This window comes from Burkholderia sp. Bp9016 (assembly GCF_003857765.1).
Taxonomy (GTDB): Bacteria; Pseudomonadota; Gammaproteobacteria; order Burkholderiales; family Burkholderiaceae; genus Burkholderia.
Window position 1 is genome coordinate 55204 of sequence record NZ_QTPY01000012.1, and the last position, 21116, is coordinate 76319.

Genomic DNA, 21116 nt, shown 5'->3' on the forward strand with positions numbered 1-21116 from the left:
TGACGCGCACCGACCTTTCGATCAGGACCGGATCGTGCGACGAACCTGTCGCGACGCGCCCTGTCACACCACCATCGAAATCGATCGGGCGTAAGATGTGCGTCCATTCCCCGCTATCCCCGCGTTTCCGGAGAAGTTTCATGCTGAAACACGGCCTGGCCGTCCTGCTCGCGAGCGTCGCGCTCGCGGCCCATGCGCAAAGCCCCGCACCGGCCGTCGTCGCATGGGAAATCCAGGTGGTGCGCGACGGTCAGACGATCGACACGTTCCAGCAGCACACCACCGTGGGTCAGACCCGCACCGACACCCATCGCTATCCGTCCGCCGTGCCCGTCGGCTGCGGCAATGCCGCGCGCGTCGTGCCGACCGAGCGCTCGCGCTCGGTGACCGTCGCGCCGCTGTCCGTCGACGACGCCGCGCATACCGTGTCGCTCGCGCTCGACGTGCAGGAGACGCTCGACGACGAAACCGCGACGCGCAGCGATCCGTGCCTGCCCGTGTCGCCGCGGCAGATCGTCGCGAGCCATCCGGGCCTCGCGGTCGGCAGCGATGCGTGGACCGACTGGACACTCGTCGAGCAACATCCGCACCTCGTCTACCGCGTGCGTGCGCACGTCGCGAAGGACTGAGCGCCATGTCCGCCGACGCCTTGTCCCTGCCGTTCGCCGAACCGCACAGCGCGCCCGACGAAATCACCGCGGTGAGCTGGAACCTGCACAAGGGCCGCTCGCCGCTCGGCTTCACCGCGTGGAACGCGATGCGCAACTGGATGCAGTCGACGCACGCCGACGTGTATTTTCTGCAGGAAGCGATGGCGCGCCGCATGCCGCGCCCGGTGCTCGCGCCCGGCTTCGGCTCGCCGATGGACGACGCGGTCGACGACGTGTGGCACTGCCAGGCCACCGAGATCGCGCATGCGCTCGACTGGAAGATCGCACTGGGTCCGAATGTGTTCAAGCCGTCGTGGCGGCACGGCAATGCGATCCTGTCGCCGCACCCGCTCGACCTCGGCGGCCGCTGGGACATCTCCGCGCACCGCTTCGAGCGACGCGGACTGCTGGTCGCGCGCGCGACGCTCGCCGGCTCACGGCCCGTCACGCTGCTGTGCGCGCACCTCGCGCTCACGCGCGCGGCGCGACTGCGCCAGATGCACTGGATCGCACACTGGATCGTGCGCAACGCAGGCGACGGCCCGCTCGTGCTCGCCGGCGACTTCAACGACTGGCGCAACGATTCGGTCGCGCTGTTCGGCGAGATCGGGATGTCCGAGGTCGCGACGCTGCTCGGCCAGTCGGGCCGCACCTTCCCCGCGTTCTCGCCGGCGCTCGCGCTCGACAAGATGTTCGTGCGCGGGCTGACGCCGCTCGAATGGCAGGCGCCGTCCGGCGAAACCGCGTGGCTGTCGGATCACCTGCCGTATATCGCGCGCCTGCGCCTCGATCCGCAATAGCGCACAGCGCGCGCTACAGTAGCGGCTTGCCGTCTTCCGGCCTCGCCACCACGCCGCCATGACCTGCCTGCCGATCCTGCTGCAAATCGCCGTCGTCTATCTCGTCGCGGCGATCACGCCCGGCCCGAACTTCTTCATGATCTCGCAGCTGTCGCTCGCCGGGCGGCGCAGCCTGGGCGCCGCATCGGCGCTCGGTGTCGGCACCGCATCGGTTGCGTGGGCAACGCTCGCGATGCTCGGCCTCGCGGCCGTGCTGCACCAGGTCGAATGGCTGTACGAGACGACCCGGATCGGCGGCGCCGTGTATCTCGTGTATTTCGGCTTCAAGCTGCTGCGCTCGGGCGTGCGCCGCGATCCGGCGCCGGCCGACACGCCGGACGACGGCACGCCGCTGGCCGCGCCGCATGCGGGGGACTACCTGCGCGCGTATCGCAGCGGTCTGTTCACCTGCCTGACCAACCCGAAATCGTGCGCGTTCTGGACCAGCGTGTTCGCGGCGATGCTGCCCGCGCACGTGCCGCTGTGGTTCAACGGCGCGGTGCTGGTGACCATCGGCGTGCTGTCGGCGGGCTGGTATTCGTGCGTCGCGCTCCTGTTCGCGAGCCCCCGCGCGCAGCGCGGCTACCGGCGCGTGCGACGCCCGCTCGACGCGCTGTGCGGCGCCGCGCTCGTCGGCCTCGGCGCGAAGCTCGCAGCCGATCAATGAAAGGCTATTGAAATAATTCGTTGCGCCAAATCCGCGCAGCCGCGGGGGTCAAGCCCGCATCCGCCCCAAGCAGGGTAAAATAAGGGGTTCCTCAAACGTCTGTCATCGAGAAGGCGCGTGTCCGACGCGCCGGCCGGCCGATCCACGATCGGGCCGACGCACTCGGTTTTTTTGCCCGTTCTTGGGCCCGTTACACGCGTTCGCTACGCGCGTCCGTTTTCAAAGCCATGAGCAAATACGACACCGCCACCGTCCAATCCGTCCATCACTGGACCGACACGCTTTTCAGCTTCACCTGCACCCGTGAGCCGAGCCTGCGCTTCAACAACGGCGAATTCACGATGGTCGGCCTCGAGGTCGACGGCAAGCCGCTCGCGCGCGCCTACTCGATCGTCAGCCCGAACTACGAAGAGCATCTCGAATTCTTCAGCATCAAGGTCCAGAACGGCCCGCTGACGTCGCGCCTGCAGCACCTGAAGGTGGGCGACGCGGTGCTGATCGGCAAGAAGCCGACCGGCACGCTCGTCGCAGACAACCTGCTGCCCGGCAAGACGCTGTGGATGCTGTCGACCGGCACGGGCCTCGCGCCGTTCATGTCGATCATCCGCGACCCGGACATCTACGAACGCTTCGACAAGGTGATCCTGACGCACACTTGCCGCCTGAAGGGCGAACTGGCGTACATGGACTACATCAAGCACGACCTGCCGGGCCACGAGTACCTCGGCGACATCATCAAGGAAAAGCTCGTCTACTACCCGACGGTCACGCGCGAGGCGTTCGACAACGAGGGCCGGATCACCGACCTGATCGCGACGGGCAAGCTGTTCACCGATCTCGACGTGCCGCCGTTCTCGCCGGAAAACGATCGCGTGATGCTGTGCGGCAGCACCGCGATGCTGAAGGACACGACCGATCTGCTGAAGCAGGCCGGCCTGGTCGAAGGCAAGAACAGCGCGCCGGGCCACTACGTGATCGAGCGTGCATTCGTGGACTGATCGCCCCCCGAATTTGTGCCGCATCAAGAACCGGAGCGAAAGCTCCGGTTTTTTTTCGTCCCTGCTTGGCGAATTCGTAACAAACCGGGATCATTCCATCTCAAATAGTTACATTTGGATACGCGCAGGCACGCGCTTTCATGTCGGTTTTTTTCCTACACGACCTTCATTCCGATTATTCACATTTACCCTTAAATGTCCGCCCGACATGACTTTTTCCTAATTTTTGAGATATTATTCGGCCCGCGCGGTTGCTACCGGAACGACCATCCAAGGGTCGGAATCAAACGTTACGAGATGTAACTTTTGTTACCTGGACACAGGGCGATTCTCCGGCGGCGCCGTCATCGAAACGGCAGCCGACCCGCGCAGCCGGCCGGTGCCTGAACCGCTTTCCGACAACAGGGAGAGTCATGGATACGTCGCTCAACGCGCCCCCGGGCGCCCACGCCCCGTTGCCGTCGCGGCAGCTCGCGCATGGTTGCGCCGCGACTGTGCCCATGGCCGACGCCCTGCCCGAACACGATGCGTGCGACGCACGCATCGCGGCGCTGTCCGCACAACTCATGAACGCCGACGAAGCGGCCCGCCGCCATCTGGCCGGCGAATTGCACGACGGCCTCGGCGCCGAACTCACCGCTGCGCGTTTCGCGCTCGCCAACATTCACACGTGGCTACCGGCCGATGCGCCGGAAGGCTGCCTGCGCGCGCTCGAGCTTGCGCAGCGCGCGCTCGACTCCGCGACCGATGCGAATCGCCGGCTGATCGACGAACGCGGCACGCCCGCGCTCGACGGCGGGCTCGTCGGCGCGTTGTCGGCCTGGGTCGACAGCCACGCGGCACGCACCGGCCTGCGCACGAGCTTCGTGTGCTCGGCCGATGCACGGCTCACGCAACTCGCCGGCGCCAGCGCGCTCGCGATCTTCCGCGTCGCGCAGGAAGCGCTGTCGAACGTCGCGAGGCACGCGCGCGCCACGTCCGTCGATGTGAGGATCGAGACGAGCGGCACGTATCTGGCGCTGATCGTGACCGACGATGGGACCGGTTTCGCCCGCGGCCGCCGTGCCGGCCACGGCCTCGCCGGCATCCGCGCACGCTGCGAAGCGTTCTGCGGCAGCTTCGAAGCGGGCGCGCCGGCATCCGGCCGCGGCGCGCGCGTCGCCGCGCGCTTTGCATGGGAATCGCTGTTCGCGGTGCCAGCCGCGGCACGCCACGCGTCGCGTTCGTGAGGTCGTCATGAGCCTGAACATCCTGCTCGTGGACGATCATGCGATCGTCCGGCAAGGCATCCGCCACCTGTTGATCGACCGCGGCGTCGCGCGCGAGGTGATCGAGGCCGAAAACGGCAGCGACGCGATGGCCGCCGTCGATCGGCAGACGTTCGACGTGATCCTGCTCGACATCTCGCTGCCCGACACGAACGGCATCGAGGTGCTCAAGCGCATCAAGCGCAAGCTGCCGGGCACGCCGGTGCTGATGTTCTCGATGTACCGCGAGGATCAGTACGCGGTGCGCGCGCTGAAGGCCGGCGCAGCCGGCTACCTGTCGAAGACGGTGAACGCCGCGCAGATGATCGGCGCGATCCAGCAGGTCGCCGCGGGCCGCAAGTACGTGAGCCCGGCGATGGCCGAGGCGCTCGCCGAATACGTATCGTTCGAGAACGAGCCGCTGCCGCACGAGAAGCTGTCCGACCGCGAATACCAGACGCTCTGCATGCTGGCGTCGGGCAAGCGGCTCACCGACATCGCGAACACGCTGTCGCTGTCGGTGAAGACGGTCAGCGTGTACCGGTCGCGACTGCTCGAGAAGATGCGGCTGTCGAACAACGCGGAACTCACGTTCTACGTGATGAGCAACCATCTCGTCGACATGGCGCCCGCGTCGGGCGCCTGATTCGCCGAACCGCACGCCCCGGTATCGCGCGCCTCGCCGCCGGAACCGCATCGCGCCGGCCCCGGCCGCCGCGCGTTGCGCGCAAGCGCTTGTTTTATCTGACGATTCCATGCCGCGCCGCTGCGCCGCAGCGAGTCTTTCGCGCCAAATCGGCTAAAATTCCGGGTTTTCACTCAGTCAGCGTCCCGCGCTCGCGCGCGCTGGCGATCGATCCATCGCAATGTCCCTCTTCCGCAAGAAAAACGTCGATCGCATGATCGCCGGCGCGCACGGCGCCGGGCTCAAGAAAGCGCTCGGCGCGATCGACCTGACCTTCCTCGGCATCGGCGCGATCATCGGCACCGGCATCTTCGTGCTGACCGGCACGGGCGCCGTGCAGGCCGGCCCCGCGCTGATGCTGTCGTTCGTGATCGCCGCGATCGCGTGCGGGCTCGCGGCGCTGTCGTACGCCGAGTTCGCCTCGACGATCCCCGTCGCGGGCTCGATCTACACGTATTCGTACGCCACGCTCGGCGAGCTCGTCGCATGGATCATCGGCTGGGACCTGATGCTCGAGTACGGCCTCGCGGCATCGGCCGTGTCGGTCGGCTGGTCGGGCTACCTGCAGTCGCTGCTGCAGGGCTTCGGGCTCACGCTGCCGACCGTGCTGACCGCCGCCCCCGGCGCCGTGCCCGGCGTCGTCACGTGGTTCAACCTGCCCGCGTTCCTCGTGATGCTGGTGATCACGACGCTGCTGTCGATCGGCATCCGCGAGTCGACCCGCATCAACAACATCATGGTGTTCATCAAGGTGTCGGTGGTGCTGCTCGTGATCGCGGTAGGCGTGTTCCACGTGACGCCCGCGAACTGGAAGCCGTTCATGCCGCACGGCTGGAACGGCGTGTTCGGCGCGGCGGCCGTGATGTTCTTCGCGTTCATCGGCTTCGATGCGGTGTCGTCGGCCGCTGAAGAGGTGAAGAATCCGAAACGCGACCTGCCGATCGGCATCATCGCGTCGCTCGCGGTGTGCGCGGTGCTGTACGTGACGGTTGCCGCAATCGCGACCGGCATCGTGCCGTCGGCCCAGTACGCGAACGTGTCGCACCCGATCTCGTATGCGCTGCAGATCGCCGGCGAGAAGTGGGTCGCGGGCTTCATCGATCTCGGTGCGGTGCTCGGCATGCTGACCGTGATCCTCGTGATGAGCTACGGCCAGACGCGGATCATCTTCGCGATGTCGCGCGACGGGCTGCTGCCGGCGACGCTGTCGCGCGTGCATCCGCGCTACGCGACGCCGTTCCTGACGACCTGGCTCGTGGGCCTGTTCTTCGGCCTGATCGCCGCGCTCGTGCCGCTCAACGTGCTCGCCGAGCTGATCAACATCGGCACGCTCGCCGCGTTCTCGATGGTGTCGATCGCGGTGCTCGTGCTGCGCCGCACGCATCCGGACCTGCCGCGCGCGTTCCGCTGCCCGGGCGTGCCGGTGGTGCCGATCCTCGCGGTCGGCTCGTGCCTGTTCCTGATGCTGAACCTGCAGCCCGTCACATGGGCCGCGTTCGGCATCTGGCTCGTGATCGGACTCGTGATCTACTTCCTGTATTCGCGACACAACTCGAAGCTCGCCCGCGGTCACGCGGACTGACGCCCGGCGGCGACGCACGCTGCGTCGCCCCGCTCCCGCTCGACACGGCGCACCCGCCTCGCGGGCGCGCCGTTTGCTTTTTCGGCGCAGCGCACTACCCGCCCGCGCCGGCCGGACCCGCCGTCCGAACCGCCGCCGCCCGCTCCCCGGCGCCCGGCAAGCAGGGCCGCGGCAGGCGGTTCATAATGCGGCCAATCAATGAGGTAACGACGATGGAAAGTGTGGATCTCGACGTGTTGAAGTCGAGCGCGCGCTGGCTCGACGAAGGACGCCGCGTGCTGCTCGTGACGGTCGTGAAGACGTGGGGTTCGTCGCCGCGCCCCGAGGGCGCGATGCTCGCGGTGCGCGAGGACGGGCTCGTGGTCGGTTCCGTGTCCGGCGGGTGCATCGAGGATGACCTGATCGCCCGCGTGCATGCGAGCGGAATCGCGGCCGATGCGCGCCCGGAAGCCGTCAAATATGGCGTGACGGCCGAAGAGGCGCACCGCTTCGGGCTGCCGTGCGGCGGCACGATCCAGCTCGTGCTCGAGCCGCTCACGCGCGACAGCGGGATCGCCGCGCTCTGTGCGGAAGTCGAAGCCGGCCGCCTCGTCACGCGCACGATGACGCTCGCGACCGGCCGCGCATCGCTGTCGCCCGCGCAGGCGGCCGACGGCCTCGCGTTCGACGGCGAGCGGCTCGTGACGATCCACGGGCCGCGCTACCGGATGCTCGTGATCGGCGCGGGACAGTTGTCGCGCTATCTATGCCAGATCGCGGTCGGGCTCGACTACCAGGTGACGGTATGCGATCCGCGCGAGGAATACACCGACGCATGGGACGTGCCCGGCACGCGGGTCGTGCATACGATGCCCGACGATACGGTGCTCGACATGAAGCTGGATGCGCGTTCGGCCGTGATCGCGCTCACGCACGACCCGAAACTCGACGATCTCGCGCTGATGGAGGCGCTGAAGACGCCCGCGTTCTACGTCGGCGCGCTCGGCTCGCGGCGCAACAACGCGGCGCGGCGCGAGCGGCTGCTCGAATTCGACCTGAACGACGTGGAACTCGCGCGGCTGCACGGGCCGGCCGGCATCTACATCGGCAGCCGCACGCCGCCGGAAATCGCGATCTCGATCCTCGCCGAGGTGACGGCCGCGAAGAACAACGTATCGCTGCCGACGATCCTGCAGGTCGAGGGCGCGAAAGCCGCGCGCGAGATCGCGGCCAACAACGGCGCAACCTGCGGCCTCTGAGGTCGGCCGGCGCCGGCTTGCCGCCGCGCCGGACGCACGCTACGCGCCGGCAGTAAACCGGCGCGACTCATCCCGCGAACGAATCAGGCGAGGCCCGCGGCGAGTGCCGCGGCGACCGAACCGGCCACCAGCACGACGCCCACCGTGCGACGCTTGTTCAGCTCCGTCCACAGCAACACGCCCGTCAGCGACAACAGGATCAGCGACCCCGCGATCGTGTCCATCAGCAGCACCCAGCCGAGGCTCATCCCGACGCCGCGATGCAGGTTGTTCAGCGTCGTCAGGAACGTGTTGCCGGTGCGCTTCACCGACACATAGCCGTTACCGACCCAGTATTCGGCCTGCAGGTTCTGGTGCGGCCCGAACAGGCCCATCTGCCAGCGCTCCGGCTGCATCACGCGCTTGTCGCCCCACGCGACCGGCTGCGCCGGCTCCTTGCGCACCCGCCCCGGGCGGCCGTCGAAGCGCAGTTCTTGCTGCAACCACTTCGTCATCGCGGCGGGCGACTTCGGCACCGGGTCCGGCAACGCGATCTGCATCTGCTCGACCTGCGGCTCGCCGGTCGAGATCTTCATCGGCGGCGCGCGATGATTGAGCAGCACGCCCGTCACGCCGAATAGCAGCCCGAGCACCGCGCCCCATAGCCCAACCCAGCCGTGCACCTTGCGCAGCCATTTGATGAAGGTCGCCCGGCGCGAACGCTGGCGGCGGGCGGCCAGTTCGTCGTCGGTCAGCGGGCGTGCGGCGGGATGCAGCACGGTAATGCCCGCCTGCGGCGGGGCGATCGTTTCGGGCGCGTTCACGCGAAAGCTTCCATTCGTCCAAAGCAACGGGCGGCGCACGGAAATCGCGCACCGCCCGGGCAACATGAAAATGAGAATGGATATCATTACATAAACTGCGGCGGCACTCAATCCGCCCGAGCCGCTCGCGCGGGCGGGAAAATCCGGCGATAACCGATGAAGCGCGAAATTTTCACGCAGAACGCGAAAAATAGAAGAAAGATAGCAACAAAATACTTGCGAAAGACGAAGACAGCATTTCGCAAGAAATCGGGCCGCGCCGGGCGCTCAGCGGCGTAGCGGCGGCAGCGGAAAGCGTGGCGCGGCGTCACCCTGGCTGGCCTCGGGCCCGGCCTCGGCGCGATCGAGCGAATACAGCCACGCGAGCAGATCCGCGACGGCCTGGTAAAGCTGCGGCGGAATCCGGTCGTCGAGATCGACCTGCATCAGCAGCGACACCATCTCCGGCGCCGTATGCACGTACAGCCCTGCATCGTGCGCGCGCGCGACGATCATCTCGGCCAGCAGCCCATACCCCTTCGCGACCACGCGCGGGGCGGCATCGCCGCCTTTCGGATCGTAGACCAGCGCGGCTGCGCGCTTGCGGGACGTCATGCTCATCGCGGCAAGTCGTCGTCGAGGTCGGGCGTGCCGGCGGCCGCGCTGCGCGCATACGCGGCGGACGCCGCCTGTGCGATCAGCGGGTCGAAATCGTCCGGCTCGTCGTCGACCGCGCGGATCGACAGCCCGCCGAGTTGCAGCCCAGATCCCTCGAACCGTTGCCGCAGCGCGGCCTCGTTGCGCGTGAGACGGTCCGCGCCGGTCGAATTCGCGCGTAGCCGCGCGACGAGTTGCGCGCCGTTCAACACCAGTTCCGCATCGACGGTGCCGAGCGACGGCAACGTCAGCGTCAGCCGCGTGCGCCATGCGATGCCGTCGCCCGCGTCGTCGCCACGCGATGCGCGGCCGCCGTGCTCGTCGGGCTCGATCGTCCAGTCGAGGCGCGCGCCGGGCCATGCCTCGCCGCTCCAGCGGAATTGATCGGTCGCGAGCGCATCGAGCTGCTGCCTGACGATCGGCACGGCGTCCGGGTGCACGGAAGCCGCGGTCTGCGCCTGCGGGCCGGACGACGCGGCGGCCAGTTCGGCGCGCGCGGGCGTCCAGCGCAAGTCGGCATATTCGCCGAGCGGATCGGCGGCCATGCCGGCCGCGCCCGACGCCGCGTATTGCCGCGCGCCCGCGGCAGCGTTCTGCGCGGGTTCGTTCGGCATCGTGCCGCCCGGCTGTGCGGCGTTTCGGGTCGCGGCCGGCAGCGGCGAGCGCGCCGCGAGCAGTTCGTCGAGCACGTCGGACGCGTCGTGCTGCGCACCGTCCGCAACAGCCTGCCCGAGCGAGGCAAGCCGCGCCTGCGGTTCGCGCAGCAGCGCGGCGAGCGGACGCTGGCCGGCCAGCCATTGCGCGAGATGGGATTCGTAGAAGAGGCCGCTTTCGCTCACGGCCTGCGCGAGTGCGGCATGCAGCACTGCGACGGGCGGCGCCGCGGCGGTCGCGGCAGAAGTGGCAGCCGACGCGGCTGCACCGGACGCCGGCGGCGTTGCCGGATCGGTCAGCAGCACGGCAGGATCGGCCAGCAGCGGCGTTCGTCCGGCGACCACGGGGGTCGCGGCGCCACCCGCGCGCGAAATCGCATCGAGCACGAGCGCGACATCGGACAGCGCGGTTTGCGCGGAGGCCGGCGGCGCGGCAGGCGAGCCGTTCGCCGCGGACGTCGACGAGGCGCCGGTACCCGGCGTGCCGACCTGCGCGGTCGCGCCGCCGCCGGCGGGCGCCGACACGGTGCCGGTCAGCAGGCTGTCGAGGCGGCTCGCCAGCAGGGCGGCCGCAACGGAGTCGATACCGGTCATGATCGGAGCCTGCTCATCTCAGCCACCTCGTTGCGAATCCGGGCGCGCGGGAACCGCGGCCGCGGCCAACGAACGCTACCCGCGTGCGCGGTAGAGATCGGTCAATACCTTGGTCGAGCGCCGCGCCTCGAACAGCGCGGACAGCCGCGCGACTTCCGGGCTCGCGAGATCGCGGATCGCGGCGTCGTCGGCGAGGATGCGGCGGATCAGGCCGAGCTTGCGGCCGAGATCCGATTCGTCGAGCGTGACGCCCGGATCGGCCTCCTTCAGCCCGTCGACGAGTCGCAGGAATTCGGCCTGCAATTCCGGCAGCGCGCTCCAGTCCGCGCCGCGCGCGGCGCACAGCATCCGGCCCGACACGGCCGCGAGCGCCTCGTAACGCGCGAAATACTCGGCCTTGCGATTCATCGCGCCGCGCCCGCTGCCTGTTGCGCGGCCATGCGCGCGACTTCCGGCGCGATGCCCGTCCATGCTTCCTCGAGCGTCGCAAGCAGCCCGTCGACCTCGACCAGCATCGCGTCGCTCGCGTCCGCATTGGCCTGCAGCAGGCGCCGGCCGATATACGCGTACAGCGCGTCCAGACGCTCGGCGATCTCGCCACCCGCGTCGCGGTTCAGCGAAGCCTGCAGGCCGCTCTCGACGATCCCGATCGCCTTGCCGATCGCTTCGCCGCGGGCCGGCACATTGCCTTGCTGCAACTGCAGGCGCGCGAGCGCGATGGCCTGCCGCGCGCCCTGGTACAGCATCGCGATCAGCCGGTGCGGGGACGCGCCCATCACCCCCGTCTCGACGCCGACACGCGCGTACGCACTGGCTCCAGCGTGTCCTGGGGAAAACATGCGCTTCTCCTTTTGATGCGTTGACTATGCGGAGGCCGCCGCCCTGCATTGCACGGCGCGGCCATCTTCCGCAGTTATCGGAAGGAAATTGAAAAGCTTTAGGCGCACGGGCCGCCGGCCCGTCGACGCGGCCGGCCGGCGCGCGTCACACCGACATCTGCATGATGTCGTTGTAGGCGCTCACGAGCTTGTTGCGGACCTGGAGCCCGAACTGGAAGCCGATGTTGGCCTTCTGCATGTCGACCATCACGTCGTTCAGCGACACGTTCGGCGCGCCGACTTCGAACGCCTGCGCCTCGCCCAGCGCGTGCTGCTGGTCGCCGCTGATCTTGTCGAGCGATGCCTTCATCGCGCTCGCGAACGTGCCGGCGGTCGCGGCGCCGGAGCCGGCGAGCGCGGCCGTCGGGCTCGCGACCCCGCCTGACGCCTGCGCGGCCATCGCCTGCATCTGTTGCAACACCGATCCGATTCCGCTGACGTTGGCAGTCATGCTGTCCCCAGAATTAAGAGAAGAGACCCGGCGTGACCGGGCGATCCGCCGGCGCCGCACGACGCGCACCATGCCGGATCGCGAAAAAGGATAGCAGTGCACCGCGCGCCAAAGCCGCGAAAGTACGGGGGAAACCCCGCTCTTTTCGGTCGATCGGACGCCCCGCCGGATCACGATAATCGCATCGTGTCATTGTCCGTCCGCTCGTCCGAGCGGCTCAGTCGTCCCGCTCCGGAGAAACTCGTCGCATGGATTCGCAGGCCAATTCGCTGATCAACCCCGACGCCCGCGCAGGCCTCGCCAGCCCGGTGCCAGGCGCCACCGCGGCCGCCGCGCTGCCGGGGGCGGGCGGCGCTGGCGCGGACTTCGGGTTGGGCGGCTTCGCCGAACGCATCCCGGGCATCTCGCGGATGAAAGGCAACCCGAAGCTGCCGTTCGTGATCGCCGTCGCGTTCGCGGTCGCCGTGATCACCGCGCTCGTGCTGTGGAGCCGCGCGCCCGACTATCGCGTGCTGTACAGCAACCTGTCGGACCGCGACGGCGGCGCGATCATCACCGCGCTCCAGCAAGCCAACGTGCCGTACAAGTTCGCCGACGCCGGCGGCGCGATCCTCGTGCCGTCGAACCAGGTCCATGAAACGCGCCTGAAGCTCGCCGCGATGGGGCTGCCCAAGGGCGGCTCGGTCGGCTTCGAGCTGATGGACAACCAGAAATTCGGCATCAGCCAGTTCGCCGAGCAGGTGAACTACCAGCGCGCGCTCGAAGGCGAGCTGCAACGCACGATCGAGTCGATCAACGCGGTGCGCGGCGCGCGCGTGCATCTCGCGATCCCGAAGCCGTCGGTGTTCGTGCGCGACAAGGAAGCGCCGAGCGCGTCCGTGTTCGTCGACCTCTACCCGGGCCGCGTGCTCGACGACGGCCAGGTGCAGGCGATCACGCGGATGGTGTCGTCCGGCGTGCCCGACATGCCCGCGAAGAACGTGACGATCGTCGACCAGGACGGCAACCTGCTGACGCAGTCCGCATCGGCATCCGGCCTCGACGCGAGCCAGCTCAAGTACGTGCAGCAGGTCGAGGGCAATACGCAGAAGCGCATCGACGCGATCCTCGCGCCGATCTTCGGCGCCGGCAACGCGCGCTCGCAGGTCAGCGCGGACGTCGATTTCTCGAAGATCGAACAGACCTCGGAAAGCTACGGCCCGAACGGCACGCCGCAACAGGCCGCGATCCGCAGCCAGCAGACCAGCAGTGCGACCGAGCTCGCGCAGGGCGGCGCGTCGGGCGTGCCGGGCGCGCTGTCGAACACGCCGCCGCAGCCGGCTTCAGCGCCGATCGTCGCCGCCAACGGCCAAAGCGGGCCGCAGACGACGCCGGTCAGCGACCGCAAGGACCAGACGACCAACTACGAGCTCGACAAGACGATCCGTCATCTGGAACAGCCGATGGGCAACGTGAAGCGGCTGTCGGTCGCCGTCGTCGTCAACTACCAGCCGGTCGCCGACGCGAAGGGCCACGTGACGATGCAGCCGCTGCCGCCCGCGAAGCTCGCGCAGGTCGAACAGCTCGTCAAGGACGCGATGGGCTACGACGAGAAGCGCGGCGACTCCGTCAACGTCGTCAACAGTGCGTTCTCGAGCGCGAGCGACCCGTACGCCGACCTGCCGTGGTGGCGCCAGCCGGACATGATCGCGATGGCGAAGGAAGTCGCGAAGTGGCTCGGCATCGCGGTCGCCGCGGTGGCGCTCTATTTCATGTTCGTACGCCCGGCGATGCGCCGCGCGTTCCCGCCGCCGCAGCCGGTCGCGCCGGCGCTCGCGGCGCCGGACGATCCGGTCGCACTCGACGGCCTGCCCGCGCAGCTCGGCGCCGACGAAGCCGATCCGCTGCAGCTCGGCTTCGAGAACGAGAGGAACCGCCACGAACGCAACCTCGACTACGCGCGCACGATCGCCCGCCGGGATCCGAAGATCGTCGCCACCGTCGTGAAGAATTGGGTGTCCGATGAACGCTGAAGGTTTGACCAAGAGCGCGCTGCTGCTGATGTCGATCGGCGAGGAAGAAGCCGCCCAGGTATTCAGGTTCCTCGCGCCGCGCGAGGTCCAGAAGATCGGCGCCGCGATGGCCGCGCTGAAGAACGTCACGCGCGAGCAGGTCGACGACGTGCTGCAGGACTTCGTGAAGGAAGCCGAGGGGCACACCGCGCTGTCGCTCGACTCGAGCGACTACATCCGCTCGGTGCTGACCAAGGCGCTCGGCGAAGACAAGGCCGGCGTGCTGATCGACCGCATCCTGCAGGGCAGCGACACGAGCGGCATCGAGGGCCTGAAGTGGATGGACTCGGGCGCCGTCGCCGAGCTGATCAAGAACGAGCATCCGCAGATCATCGCGACGATCCTCGTGCACCTCGACCGCGACCAGGCGTCCGAGATCGCGTCGTGCTTCGCCGACCGGCTGCGCAACGACGTGATGCTGCGGATCGCGACGCTCGACGGCATCCAGCCGGCCGCGCTGCGCGAGCTCGACGACGTGCTGACCGGGCTGCTGTCCGGCAGCGACAACCTCAAGCGCAGCCCGATGGGCGGTATCCGCACCGCGGCCGAGATCCTGAACTTCATGACGAGCAACCATGAAGAAGGCGTGCTCGAAAGCGTGCGCCAGTACGACGCCGATCTCGCGCAGAAGATCATCGACCAGATGTTCGTGTTCGAGAATCTGCTCGACCTCGAGGACCGCGCGATCCAGATGGTGCTGAAGGAAGTCGAATCGGAAACGCTGATCGTCGCACTGAAGGGCGCGCCACCCGCGCTGCGCCAGAAGTTCCTCGCGAACATGTCGCAGCGTGCGGCCGAACTGCTCGCCGAGGATCTCGACGCGCGCGGCCCGGTGCGCGTGTCCGAAGTCGAGACGCAGCAGCGCCGCATCCTGCAGATCGTGCGCAATCTCGCCGAAAGCGGCCAGGTCGTGATCGGCGGCAAGGCGGAAGACGCGTATGTCTGATTCCAAGCGCGAGCGCGCCGGCACCCTCACCGCGTACCAGCGGTGGGAGATGACGTCGTTCGATCCACCGCCGCCCCCGCCGCCCGCCGACGATGCGGCAGCGGCGGCCGCCGCGCTCGCCGAGGAATTGCAGCGCGTGCGCGACGCCGCGCACGCCGAAGGCCATGCGACCGGTCACGTCGAAGGCCAGGCACGCGGCTACCAGGCCGGTTTCGAGCAGGGCCACGCGCAGGGTTTCGAGGCCGGCCAGGCCGAAGCGCGCGAACAGGCGGCGCAGCTCGCGGCCCTCGCCGCGTCGTTTCGCGAAGCCGTGTCGAACGCCGGGCACGATCTCGCGGCCGACCTCGCGCAGCTCGCACTCGACATCGCGCAGCAAGTCGTGCGCCAGCACGTGAAGCATGACCCCGCCGCACTCGTCGCGGCCGTGCGCGACGTGCTCGCCGCCGAGCCGGCACTGTCCGGCGCGCCGCATCTCGCGGTAAACCCGGCCGACCTGCCCGTCGTCGAAGCCTATCTGCAGGACGATCTCGATACGCTCGGCTGGAGCGTGCGTACCGATGCGTCGATCGAGCGCGGCGGCTGCCGCGCGCATGCGGCCACCGGCGAAGTCGACGCGACGCTGCCCACGCGCTGGCAGCGCGTCGCCGCCGCAATCGGCAAGGTGGGCGCGTGGTGACGCGTGTGCCCGAGTCGTTCGCGCACGACGGCATGACGCCGCTGGAGCGCGAACTCGCGCTCGCGTCGTTCGGCCCCGACGGCGCGCACGACCCCGCCCGCCATGCGAAGCCGCACGCGGGCAGCACGCCCGACGACGCGCCACGCGCACCGCACAATCCGCATCTCGCACAGTGGCGCTCGCACCTGAACGGGCTCGCCGAGCGTAGTCAGCGCGCGCTGCCGCTGCGCCCGTGCGGGCGCCTCACGCGTGCAGCCGGCCTCGTGCTGGAGGCGATCGGGCTGCGCCTGTCGGTCGGCGCCGAATGCACGATCGAATTGCCCCCAGGCAGCACGCTGCCGCACGCGGAAGCGGAAGTCGTCGGCTTCTCCGGCGACCGCCTGTTCCTGATGCCGACCACCGACGTCGCGGGCGTCTTGCCCGGCGCGCGCGTGTGGCCGCTCGAGAACGCGCCCGTCACCGACCCGCTCGCGGGCGCCAAGCGGCTGCCGGTCGGCTGGAAGATGCTCGGGCGCGTCGTCGACGCATCGGGCCGCCCGCTCGACGGCCTCGGCCCGCTCGGCTCGAACGCCGACGCACCGCTGTCGGCGCCGTCGATCAACCCGCTCGATCGCGAGCCGATCCACCACGTACTCGACGTCGGCGTGCGCGCGATCAACGCGCTGCTCACCGTTGGCCGCGGGCAGCGGATGGGGTTGTTCGCGGGCTCCGGCGTCGGCAAGTCGGTACTGCTCGGCACGATGGCGCGCTACACGAGCGCGGAAGTAATCGTGATCGGGCTGATCGGCGAACGCGGCCGCGAAGTGAAGGAATTCATCGAACAGATCCTCGGCGAGGACGGACTTGCGCGCTCGGTCGTCGTCGCGGCGCCGGCCGACGTGTCGCCGCTGCTGCGGATGCAGGGCGCGGCGTATGCCACGTCGCTCGCCGAGTATTTCCGCGACCAGGGCAAGCACGTGCTGCTGCTGATGGATTCGCTCACGCGCTACGCGATGGCGCAGCGCGAGATCGCGCTCGCGATCGGCGAGCCGCCCGCGACCAAGGGTTATCCGCCGTCGGTGTTCGCGAAGCTGCCCGCACTCGTCGAACGCACCGGCAACGGCCCCGAAGGCGGCGGCTCGATCACCGCGTTCTACACGGTGCTGACCGAAGGCGACGACCAGCAGGACCCGATCGCCGATTCGGCGCGCGCCATTCTCGACGGCCACATCGTGCTGTCGCGCGCGCTTGCAGAGGCCGGCCACTATCCGGCGATCGACATCGAGGCGTCGATCAGCCGCGCGATGACCGCGCTGATCGACGAAAAGCATCTCGACCGCGTGCGGCAGTTCAAGCAGATGCTGTCGCGCTACCAGCGCAATCGCGACCTGATCGCGGTCGGCGCGTACGCGCCCGGCCGCGACGCACAGCTCGACCGCGCGATCGCGCTCTATCCGCGCATCGAATCGTTCCTGCAGCAGGGCTTTCGCGAATGCGCGCCGTTCGCGTCCAGCCTCACCGCGCTCGATGCGCTGTTCGACGTATACGGAGGCTGACCCCGATGGCACACGGCTTTCCCCTTCAATTGCTGCTCGACCGTGCGCAGGAAGACCTCGACACGGCCGCGAAGCAGCTCGGCACCGCGCAGCGCGAGCGCGCCTCGGCCGCCGAGCAGCTCGACGCGCTGCTGCGCTATCGCGACGAATACCACGCGAACTTCGCGCAGTCCGCGCAGCACGGCATGCCGGCCGGCAACTGGCGCAATTTCCAGGCGTTCATCGATACGCTCGACACGGCGATCACGCAGCAGCGCAACGTGCTGGCCGCCGCCGAAGCGCGCATCGACGAAGCGCGCCCGAACTGGCAACAGAAGAAGCGCACCGTCGGCTCATACGAAATCCTGCAGGCGCGCGGCGTCGCGCAGGAAACGCAGCGCGAGGCGAAGCGCGAGCAACGCGACGCCGACGAGCACGCCGCGAAGATGCTGCGCATGCGGGCCGACGCGGCCCGATCGGCATAACCGTCCATCGCCTTCGAACGAGAGAATCGCCATGCCTCCCCTTCCCCTGCTCGGCGCGCTGATCGACACCGCGAGCGCCGCACTCGGCGCCGTCCGCGGCGCGGGTTCGTCCGCCGGCAACGATGCCGCGATCGCGCCGGCCGCCGCGCCGTTCGCGCAGACGCTGAAGCACAGCGTCGTCACGCGGCACGACACGGCGAACGGCAGCAAGCCGGATACCGCGACGAAACACGCGTCGTCGACGCCGGCCACCGGCACCAGGCATCCCGGCGATGACGACGACAAGTCCGCCGACGATGCGGGCACCGCCGACAATGGCGACGCCGCCGCGCTCGCCGCGGCCGCCGCCGTGCAGGCGCAGTTGCAGGCACGCGCGAACGACGGAACGCCGGCCAGTGCCGATGCAGCGACGGCCGCGGCGGCATCCGCTCAGCCGGACGCTGCAGGGCATGCAAGCCAGGATGCGACGGCCGTGCCGGCATCGGGCCGCGACGCGCTGCAGGCTGCGCTGGCGAAGCTGACCGGCGGCGCGGGCGCGATCGGGGCGAGCACGGCATCGGCGACGTCCGGATCGGCCGCCGCCGCACCGCTCGCATCGAAAGCGTCGGCGTTCGACCGCACGCTTGCCGACGCAAAAGGCGCATTCCCCGCGCAGCAGACACCCACGCAGGCCAACGCGCAGGCGCTGCAGGCCGCCGCGAGCGCCGAGCCGGCTGCGCATGCGCTGGCGCAGGCTGGCGACACCGCAAGCCCGAGCGCCGACGCGATGGCCGCGGCCGCCGCAACGGCTGCCGCCGGGGCGCAGTCCAACCTGCCGGCATCGCCGGCCGCGGGCGCGATCGCCGCAGCCAGCCCCCACGTGCTGTCGCCGCAGGTCGGCACTGCCGACTGGACCGACGCGTTGAGCCAGAAGGTCGTGTTCCTGTCGAATGCGCACCAGCAGAGCGCCGAGTTGACGCTGAATCCGCCGGACCTCGGCCCGCTGCAGGTCGTGCTGCGCGTCGCCGACAATCACGCGCACGCGCTGTTCGTGTCGCAGCATGCGCAGGTGCGTGATGCGGTGGAAGCCGCGCTGCCGAAGCTGCGCGAAGCGATGGAAACGGGCGGACTGGGCCTCGGCAGCGCGAGCGTCAGCGACGGCGGTTTCGCATCGCAACAGCAGAACGCGCAACAGAGCTTCTCCGGCGGCCAGTCGTCGCAGCGTGCACGCGCCGGATCGTCAGGCGTCGATGCACCGGCCGACGCCGTGCCAGCCGCAGCGGCCGCCGCAGCCGTGAGCCGCGTGGGCCTCGTCGATACGTTTGCCTGAACATCGCGCGCGCCGCGTGCCGGTGCGTGCCGCTCAGCGGCCGTGCACCGCCGCAGCCGCCTCGCCGCGCGGCACGCCGCCCTTGCGCGCCGCGACGATGAAGTCCGCCGCGCGTTCGCCGATCATCACCGACGGCGCATTCGTGTTCCCGCCGATCAGCGTCGGCATCACCGACGCATCCACCACGCGCAACCCTTCGACGCCGCGCACGCGCAATTGGGGATCCACCACCGCCCGCGCATCCGAGCCCATCCGGCAGGTGCCGACGGGGTGATAGATCGTGTCGGCATGCGCGACGATCGTCGCACGCAGCTCGGCTTCGCTCTGGTCCGCCCGCGTGTACAGCTCGCGCCCGCCCTGCGACGCGAGCGGCGCCTGCGACAGGATCCGGCGCATCGCCTGCGCGCCACGCACGAGCAGGTCCAGGTCGCGTGAATCGCTGAAAAAGCGCGGATCGATCAACGGCGCATCGCGCGCATCGCCGCTCGCGAGCGCGACCGTGCCGCGGCTGTACGGACGCAGCGCGCACACGTGCAGCGAATAGCCGAAACCCCAGTGCATCTTGCGGTTGTGGTCGTCGACCAGCGCCGTGCAGAAATGCAGTTGCAGGTCCGGACGATCGATCGACGGGTCGCTCTTGATGAAGCCGCCCGCTTCCGCGACGTTGCTCGTCATCATCCCCGAGCGGCTCGAGAAGTAGCGTGCGAGCGCCGGCGTCATCTTCGCGATCCCGCGCAGGCAAATGCCGACGAGCTGCGACGAATTCACGCGCGTGTTGATGATGAAGTCGATATGGTCGATCAGGTTCGTGCCGACGTCCGACGCATCCTGCACCACCGCGATCCCGTGCCGACGCAGCTGTTCGGCCGGACCGATCCCCGAGCACATCAGCAATTGCGGCGAATTGAACGCGCCGGCCGACAGGATCACTTCCGCGCGTGCACCGAGCGTCTCGACGCTGCCGTTGCGCGACACCACGACGCCCACCGCGCGCTTGCCGTCGAAGCCCACGCGCAGCACCGTCGCATCGGTGATCACGTTCAGGTTCGGCCGGTTGCGGCCGTAGATGTACGCCCGCGCGACGCTGCAGCGCGAACCGTCGCGATGCGTGACCTGATAGAAGCCGACGCCCTCCTGCGTCGCGCCGTTGAAGTCGTTGTTCAGCGGATAGCCGGCCGCGTGCGCGGCCTGGATGAATCGTTCGGAGAACGGATTACGAAAGCGCAGATCGGAGACGGTCAACGGGCCGTCCGCGCCGTGCCATGCATCGGCGCCGCGCTGGTTGCCTTCCGCGCGGCGGAAATACGGCAACACGTCCTGCCAGCCCCAGCCCGTCGCGCCGAGTTGTGCCCACTCGTCGTAGTCGCCCGGGTGGCCGCGCGTGTAGATCATCGCGTTGATCGCGCTCGAGCCGCCCATCCCGCGCCCGCGTGGCTGGTAGCCGCGCCGGCCGCCGAGCCCCGGCTGCGGCACCGTCTCGTAGCCGTAGTTCGTGCCGAGCTTGAACGGCACGAGCGCCGCGATACCCACCGGCATGTTCACGAGCAGATTGCGCTCCGTATGCGAGCCGGCCTCGATCAGCGCGATCGTCGCGTCGGGGCACGCATCGGCGAGGCGGCTGGCGAGGCTCGACCCGCCCGACCCTGCGCCAACGATGATGTAGTCGTATTGCATGTCACGTCTCCTTCGTGTCATGAACGGCACCCGGCGCGGCCGGCTCCGCTTGTAATGTTCGGGCATTGTAGGAATGGCCGTTGCGCGCGCGGCACGCGGATTCAAGAGCGATTCCTCTAAACGCCCGCGTGAACTAAATTTAAGATGTATCGATTCATTCGACGCGATGCACCGGCCGCGAGAAGCCGCGCCGTCGCGAAACTGGGGAGACGACGATGCAGCGCGAGGTTCTGCAGGCCGTGTGCCGACCGGGTCGCCCGGACGCACTGCGCGCAGCCCGCATTTCATTTCAAACGGCGGGCCATGCGGTGATGTCCGGCAACGCACGCGCGACCGATCGAAATCGAACGGCGCGCAGTGTCGCCGACCGTTTGGACGGCTTGTCGCACGCGCGGCGCCATGTGCCGGATTCTGCACGGCCGCGTGCATCGCGCCGCCCCGCTCGGGTGCATCGGCGTGCGTGCGCATCGCGGCATCGCACGCACGCCGGGCAGCGCATCGCGCCTCGCATGAGTGCTCCGCAACCCCGTTTCCGAATAC

The 21116-nt window shown here is 69.0% G+C and carries 21 protein-coding genes; 14 read left to right on the forward strand and 7 right to left on the reverse strand.

The features are described from left to right. Positions 1-140: 140 nt before the first annotated feature. The 8 genes from DIE13_RS16285 (at position 141) to DIE13_RS16320 (ending at position 7906) form a co-directional block, all read left to right on the forward strand. The gene (locus DIE13_RS16285; RefSeq protein ID WP_124828137.1) at positions 141-629 is read left to right on the forward strand and encodes a hypothetical protein; all 489 of its coding nucleotides are present in this window, start codon (positions 141-143) and stop codon (positions 627-629) included. Between the two features lie 5 nt (positions 630-634). Continuing rightward, positions 635-1450, forward strand: a complete 816-nt coding sequence (locus DIE13_RS16290) for an endonuclease/exonuclease/phosphatase family protein (RefSeq protein WP_124828138.1) — start codon at positions 635-637, stop codon at positions 1448-1450. Positions 1451-1508: 58 nt separating this feature from the next. Continuing rightward, on the forward strand, positions 1509-2156 hold the full coding sequence (locus DIE13_RS16295; RefSeq protein ID WP_124828139.1) for a LysE family translocator: 648 nt from the start codon (positions 1509-1511) through the stop codon (positions 2154-2156). 227 nt (positions 2157-2383) lie between these two features. Further along, entirely contained in the window at positions 2384-3154 is a 771-nt protein-coding gene (locus DIE13_RS16300) for a ferredoxin--NADP reductase (RefSeq protein WP_124828140.1), read from the forward strand. 413 nt (positions 3155-3567) lie between these two features. Continuing rightward, positions 3568-4383, forward strand: coding sequence for a quorum system sensor histidine kinase RqpS (rqpS, locus tag DIE13_RS16305; protein ID WP_124828141.1), 816 nt, complete (start codon positions 3568-3570; stop codon positions 4381-4383). Positions 4384-4390: 7 nt separating this feature from the next. Further along, a complete protein-coding gene (gene rqpR / locus DIE13_RS16310) occupies positions 4391-5047 on the forward strand; it encodes a response regulator transcription factor RqpR (RefSeq protein ID WP_124828142.1) in 657 nt (218 codons plus the stop codon). Positions 5048-5267: 220 nt separating this feature from the next. Continuing rightward, positions 5268-6668, forward strand: a complete 1401-nt coding sequence (locus DIE13_RS16315) for an amino acid permease (protein ID WP_124828143.1) — start codon at positions 5268-5270, stop codon at positions 6666-6668. 212 nt (positions 6669-6880) lie between these two features. Then, positions 6881-7906, forward strand: a complete 1026-nt coding sequence (locus DIE13_RS16320; protein ID WP_124828144.1) for an XdhC family protein — start codon at positions 6881-6883, stop codon at positions 7904-7906. 83 nt (positions 7907-7989) lie between these two features. On the opposite strand, the gene DIE13_RS16325 is transcribed toward DIE13_RS16320, so the two are convergent. The 6 genes from DIE13_RS16325 to fliE form a co-directional block, all read right to left on the reverse strand. After that, positions 7990-8709, reverse strand: coding sequence for a PepSY-associated TM helix domain-containing protein (locus DIE13_RS16325; protein ID WP_124828145.1), 720 nt, complete (start codon positions 8707-8709; stop codon positions 7990-7992). Between the two features lie 267 nt (positions 8710-8976). After that, positions 8977-9309, reverse strand: coding sequence for an EscU/YscU/HrcU family type III secretion system export apparatus switch protein (locus DIE13_RS16330; RefSeq protein WP_124828146.1), 333 nt, complete (start codon positions 9307-9309; stop codon positions 8977-8979). After that, on the reverse strand, positions 9306-10592 hold the full coding sequence (locus tag DIE13_RS16335; RefSeq protein ID WP_124828147.1) for a flagellar hook-length control protein FliK: 1287 nt from the start codon (positions 10590-10592) through the stop codon (positions 9306-9308). Before DIE13_RS16335 ends, DIE13_RS16330 begins: the two co-directional genes overlap by 4 nt. A 75-nt stretch (positions 10593-10667) precedes the next feature. Beyond that, positions 10668-11000 (reverse strand): flagellar protein FliT, encoded by a 333-nt coding sequence (locus DIE13_RS16340; protein ID WP_124828148.1) that lies wholly within the window; start codon positions 10998-11000, stop codon positions 10668-10670. Then, positions 10997-11431, reverse strand: coding sequence for a flagellar export chaperone FliS (gene fliS / locus DIE13_RS16345; RefSeq protein ID WP_124828149.1), 435 nt, complete (start codon positions 11429-11431; stop codon positions 10997-10999). Before fliS ends, DIE13_RS16340 begins: the two co-directional genes overlap by 4 nt. 145 nt (positions 11432-11576) lie before the next feature. After that, positions 11577-11921, reverse strand: a complete 345-nt coding sequence (gene fliE / locus DIE13_RS16350) for a flagellar hook-basal body complex protein FliE (RefSeq protein WP_096508364.1) — start codon at positions 11919-11921, stop codon at positions 11577-11579. Between the two features lie 248 nt (positions 11922-12169). Between fliE and fliF the strand changes: the two genes are divergently transcribed. From fliF to DIE13_RS16385, 6 genes are read left to right on the forward strand one after another with little or no spacing between them, the layout of a single operon-like run. Then, on the forward strand, positions 12170-13933 hold the full coding sequence (gene fliF, locus DIE13_RS16360; RefSeq protein WP_124828150.1) for a flagellar basal-body MS-ring/collar protein FliF: 1764 nt from the start codon (positions 12170-12172) through the stop codon (positions 13931-13933). Further along, on the forward strand, positions 13923-14918 hold the full coding sequence (gene fliG, locus DIE13_RS16365; RefSeq protein ID WP_124828151.1) for a flagellar motor switch protein FliG: 996 nt from the start codon (positions 13923-13925) through the stop codon (positions 14916-14918). The genes fliF and fliG overlap by 11 nt, the downstream gene beginning before the upstream one ends. Continuing rightward, positions 14911-15594 (forward strand): flagellar assembly protein FliH, encoded by a 684-nt coding sequence (gene fliH, locus DIE13_RS16370; protein ID WP_124828152.1) that lies wholly within the window; start codon positions 14911-14913, stop codon positions 15592-15594. Before fliG ends, fliH begins: the two co-directional genes overlap by 8 nt. After that, complete coding sequence (gene fliI / locus DIE13_RS16375; protein WP_124828153.1) at positions 15588-17129, forward strand: flagellar protein export ATPase FliI; 1542 nt, start codon at positions 15588-15590, stop codon at positions 17127-17129. Before fliH ends, fliI begins: the two co-directional genes overlap by 7 nt. A 5-nt stretch (positions 17130-17134) precedes the next feature. Then, positions 17135-17593 carry a flagellar export protein FliJ gene (gene fliJ / locus DIE13_RS16380; RefSeq protein WP_124828154.1) on the forward strand — a complete coding sequence of 153 codons (459 nt, stop codon included), beginning with the start codon at positions 17135-17137 and terminating at the stop codon, positions 17591-17593. A 31-nt stretch (positions 17594-17624) separates the two neighbouring features. Next, complete coding sequence (locus tag DIE13_RS16385; RefSeq protein WP_124828155.1) at positions 17625-18902, forward strand: flagellar hook-length control protein FliK; 1278 nt, start codon at positions 17625-17627, stop codon at positions 18900-18902. Positions 18903-18935: 33 nt separating this feature from the next. Here DIE13_RS16385 and DIE13_RS16390 read toward each other — a convergent pair whose 3' ends face one another. Further along, positions 18936-20576 (reverse strand): GMC family oxidoreductase, encoded by a 1641-nt coding sequence (locus DIE13_RS16390; RefSeq protein ID WP_124828156.1) that lies wholly within the window; start codon positions 20574-20576, stop codon positions 18936-18938. Positions 20577-21116 lie beyond the last annotated feature (540 nt).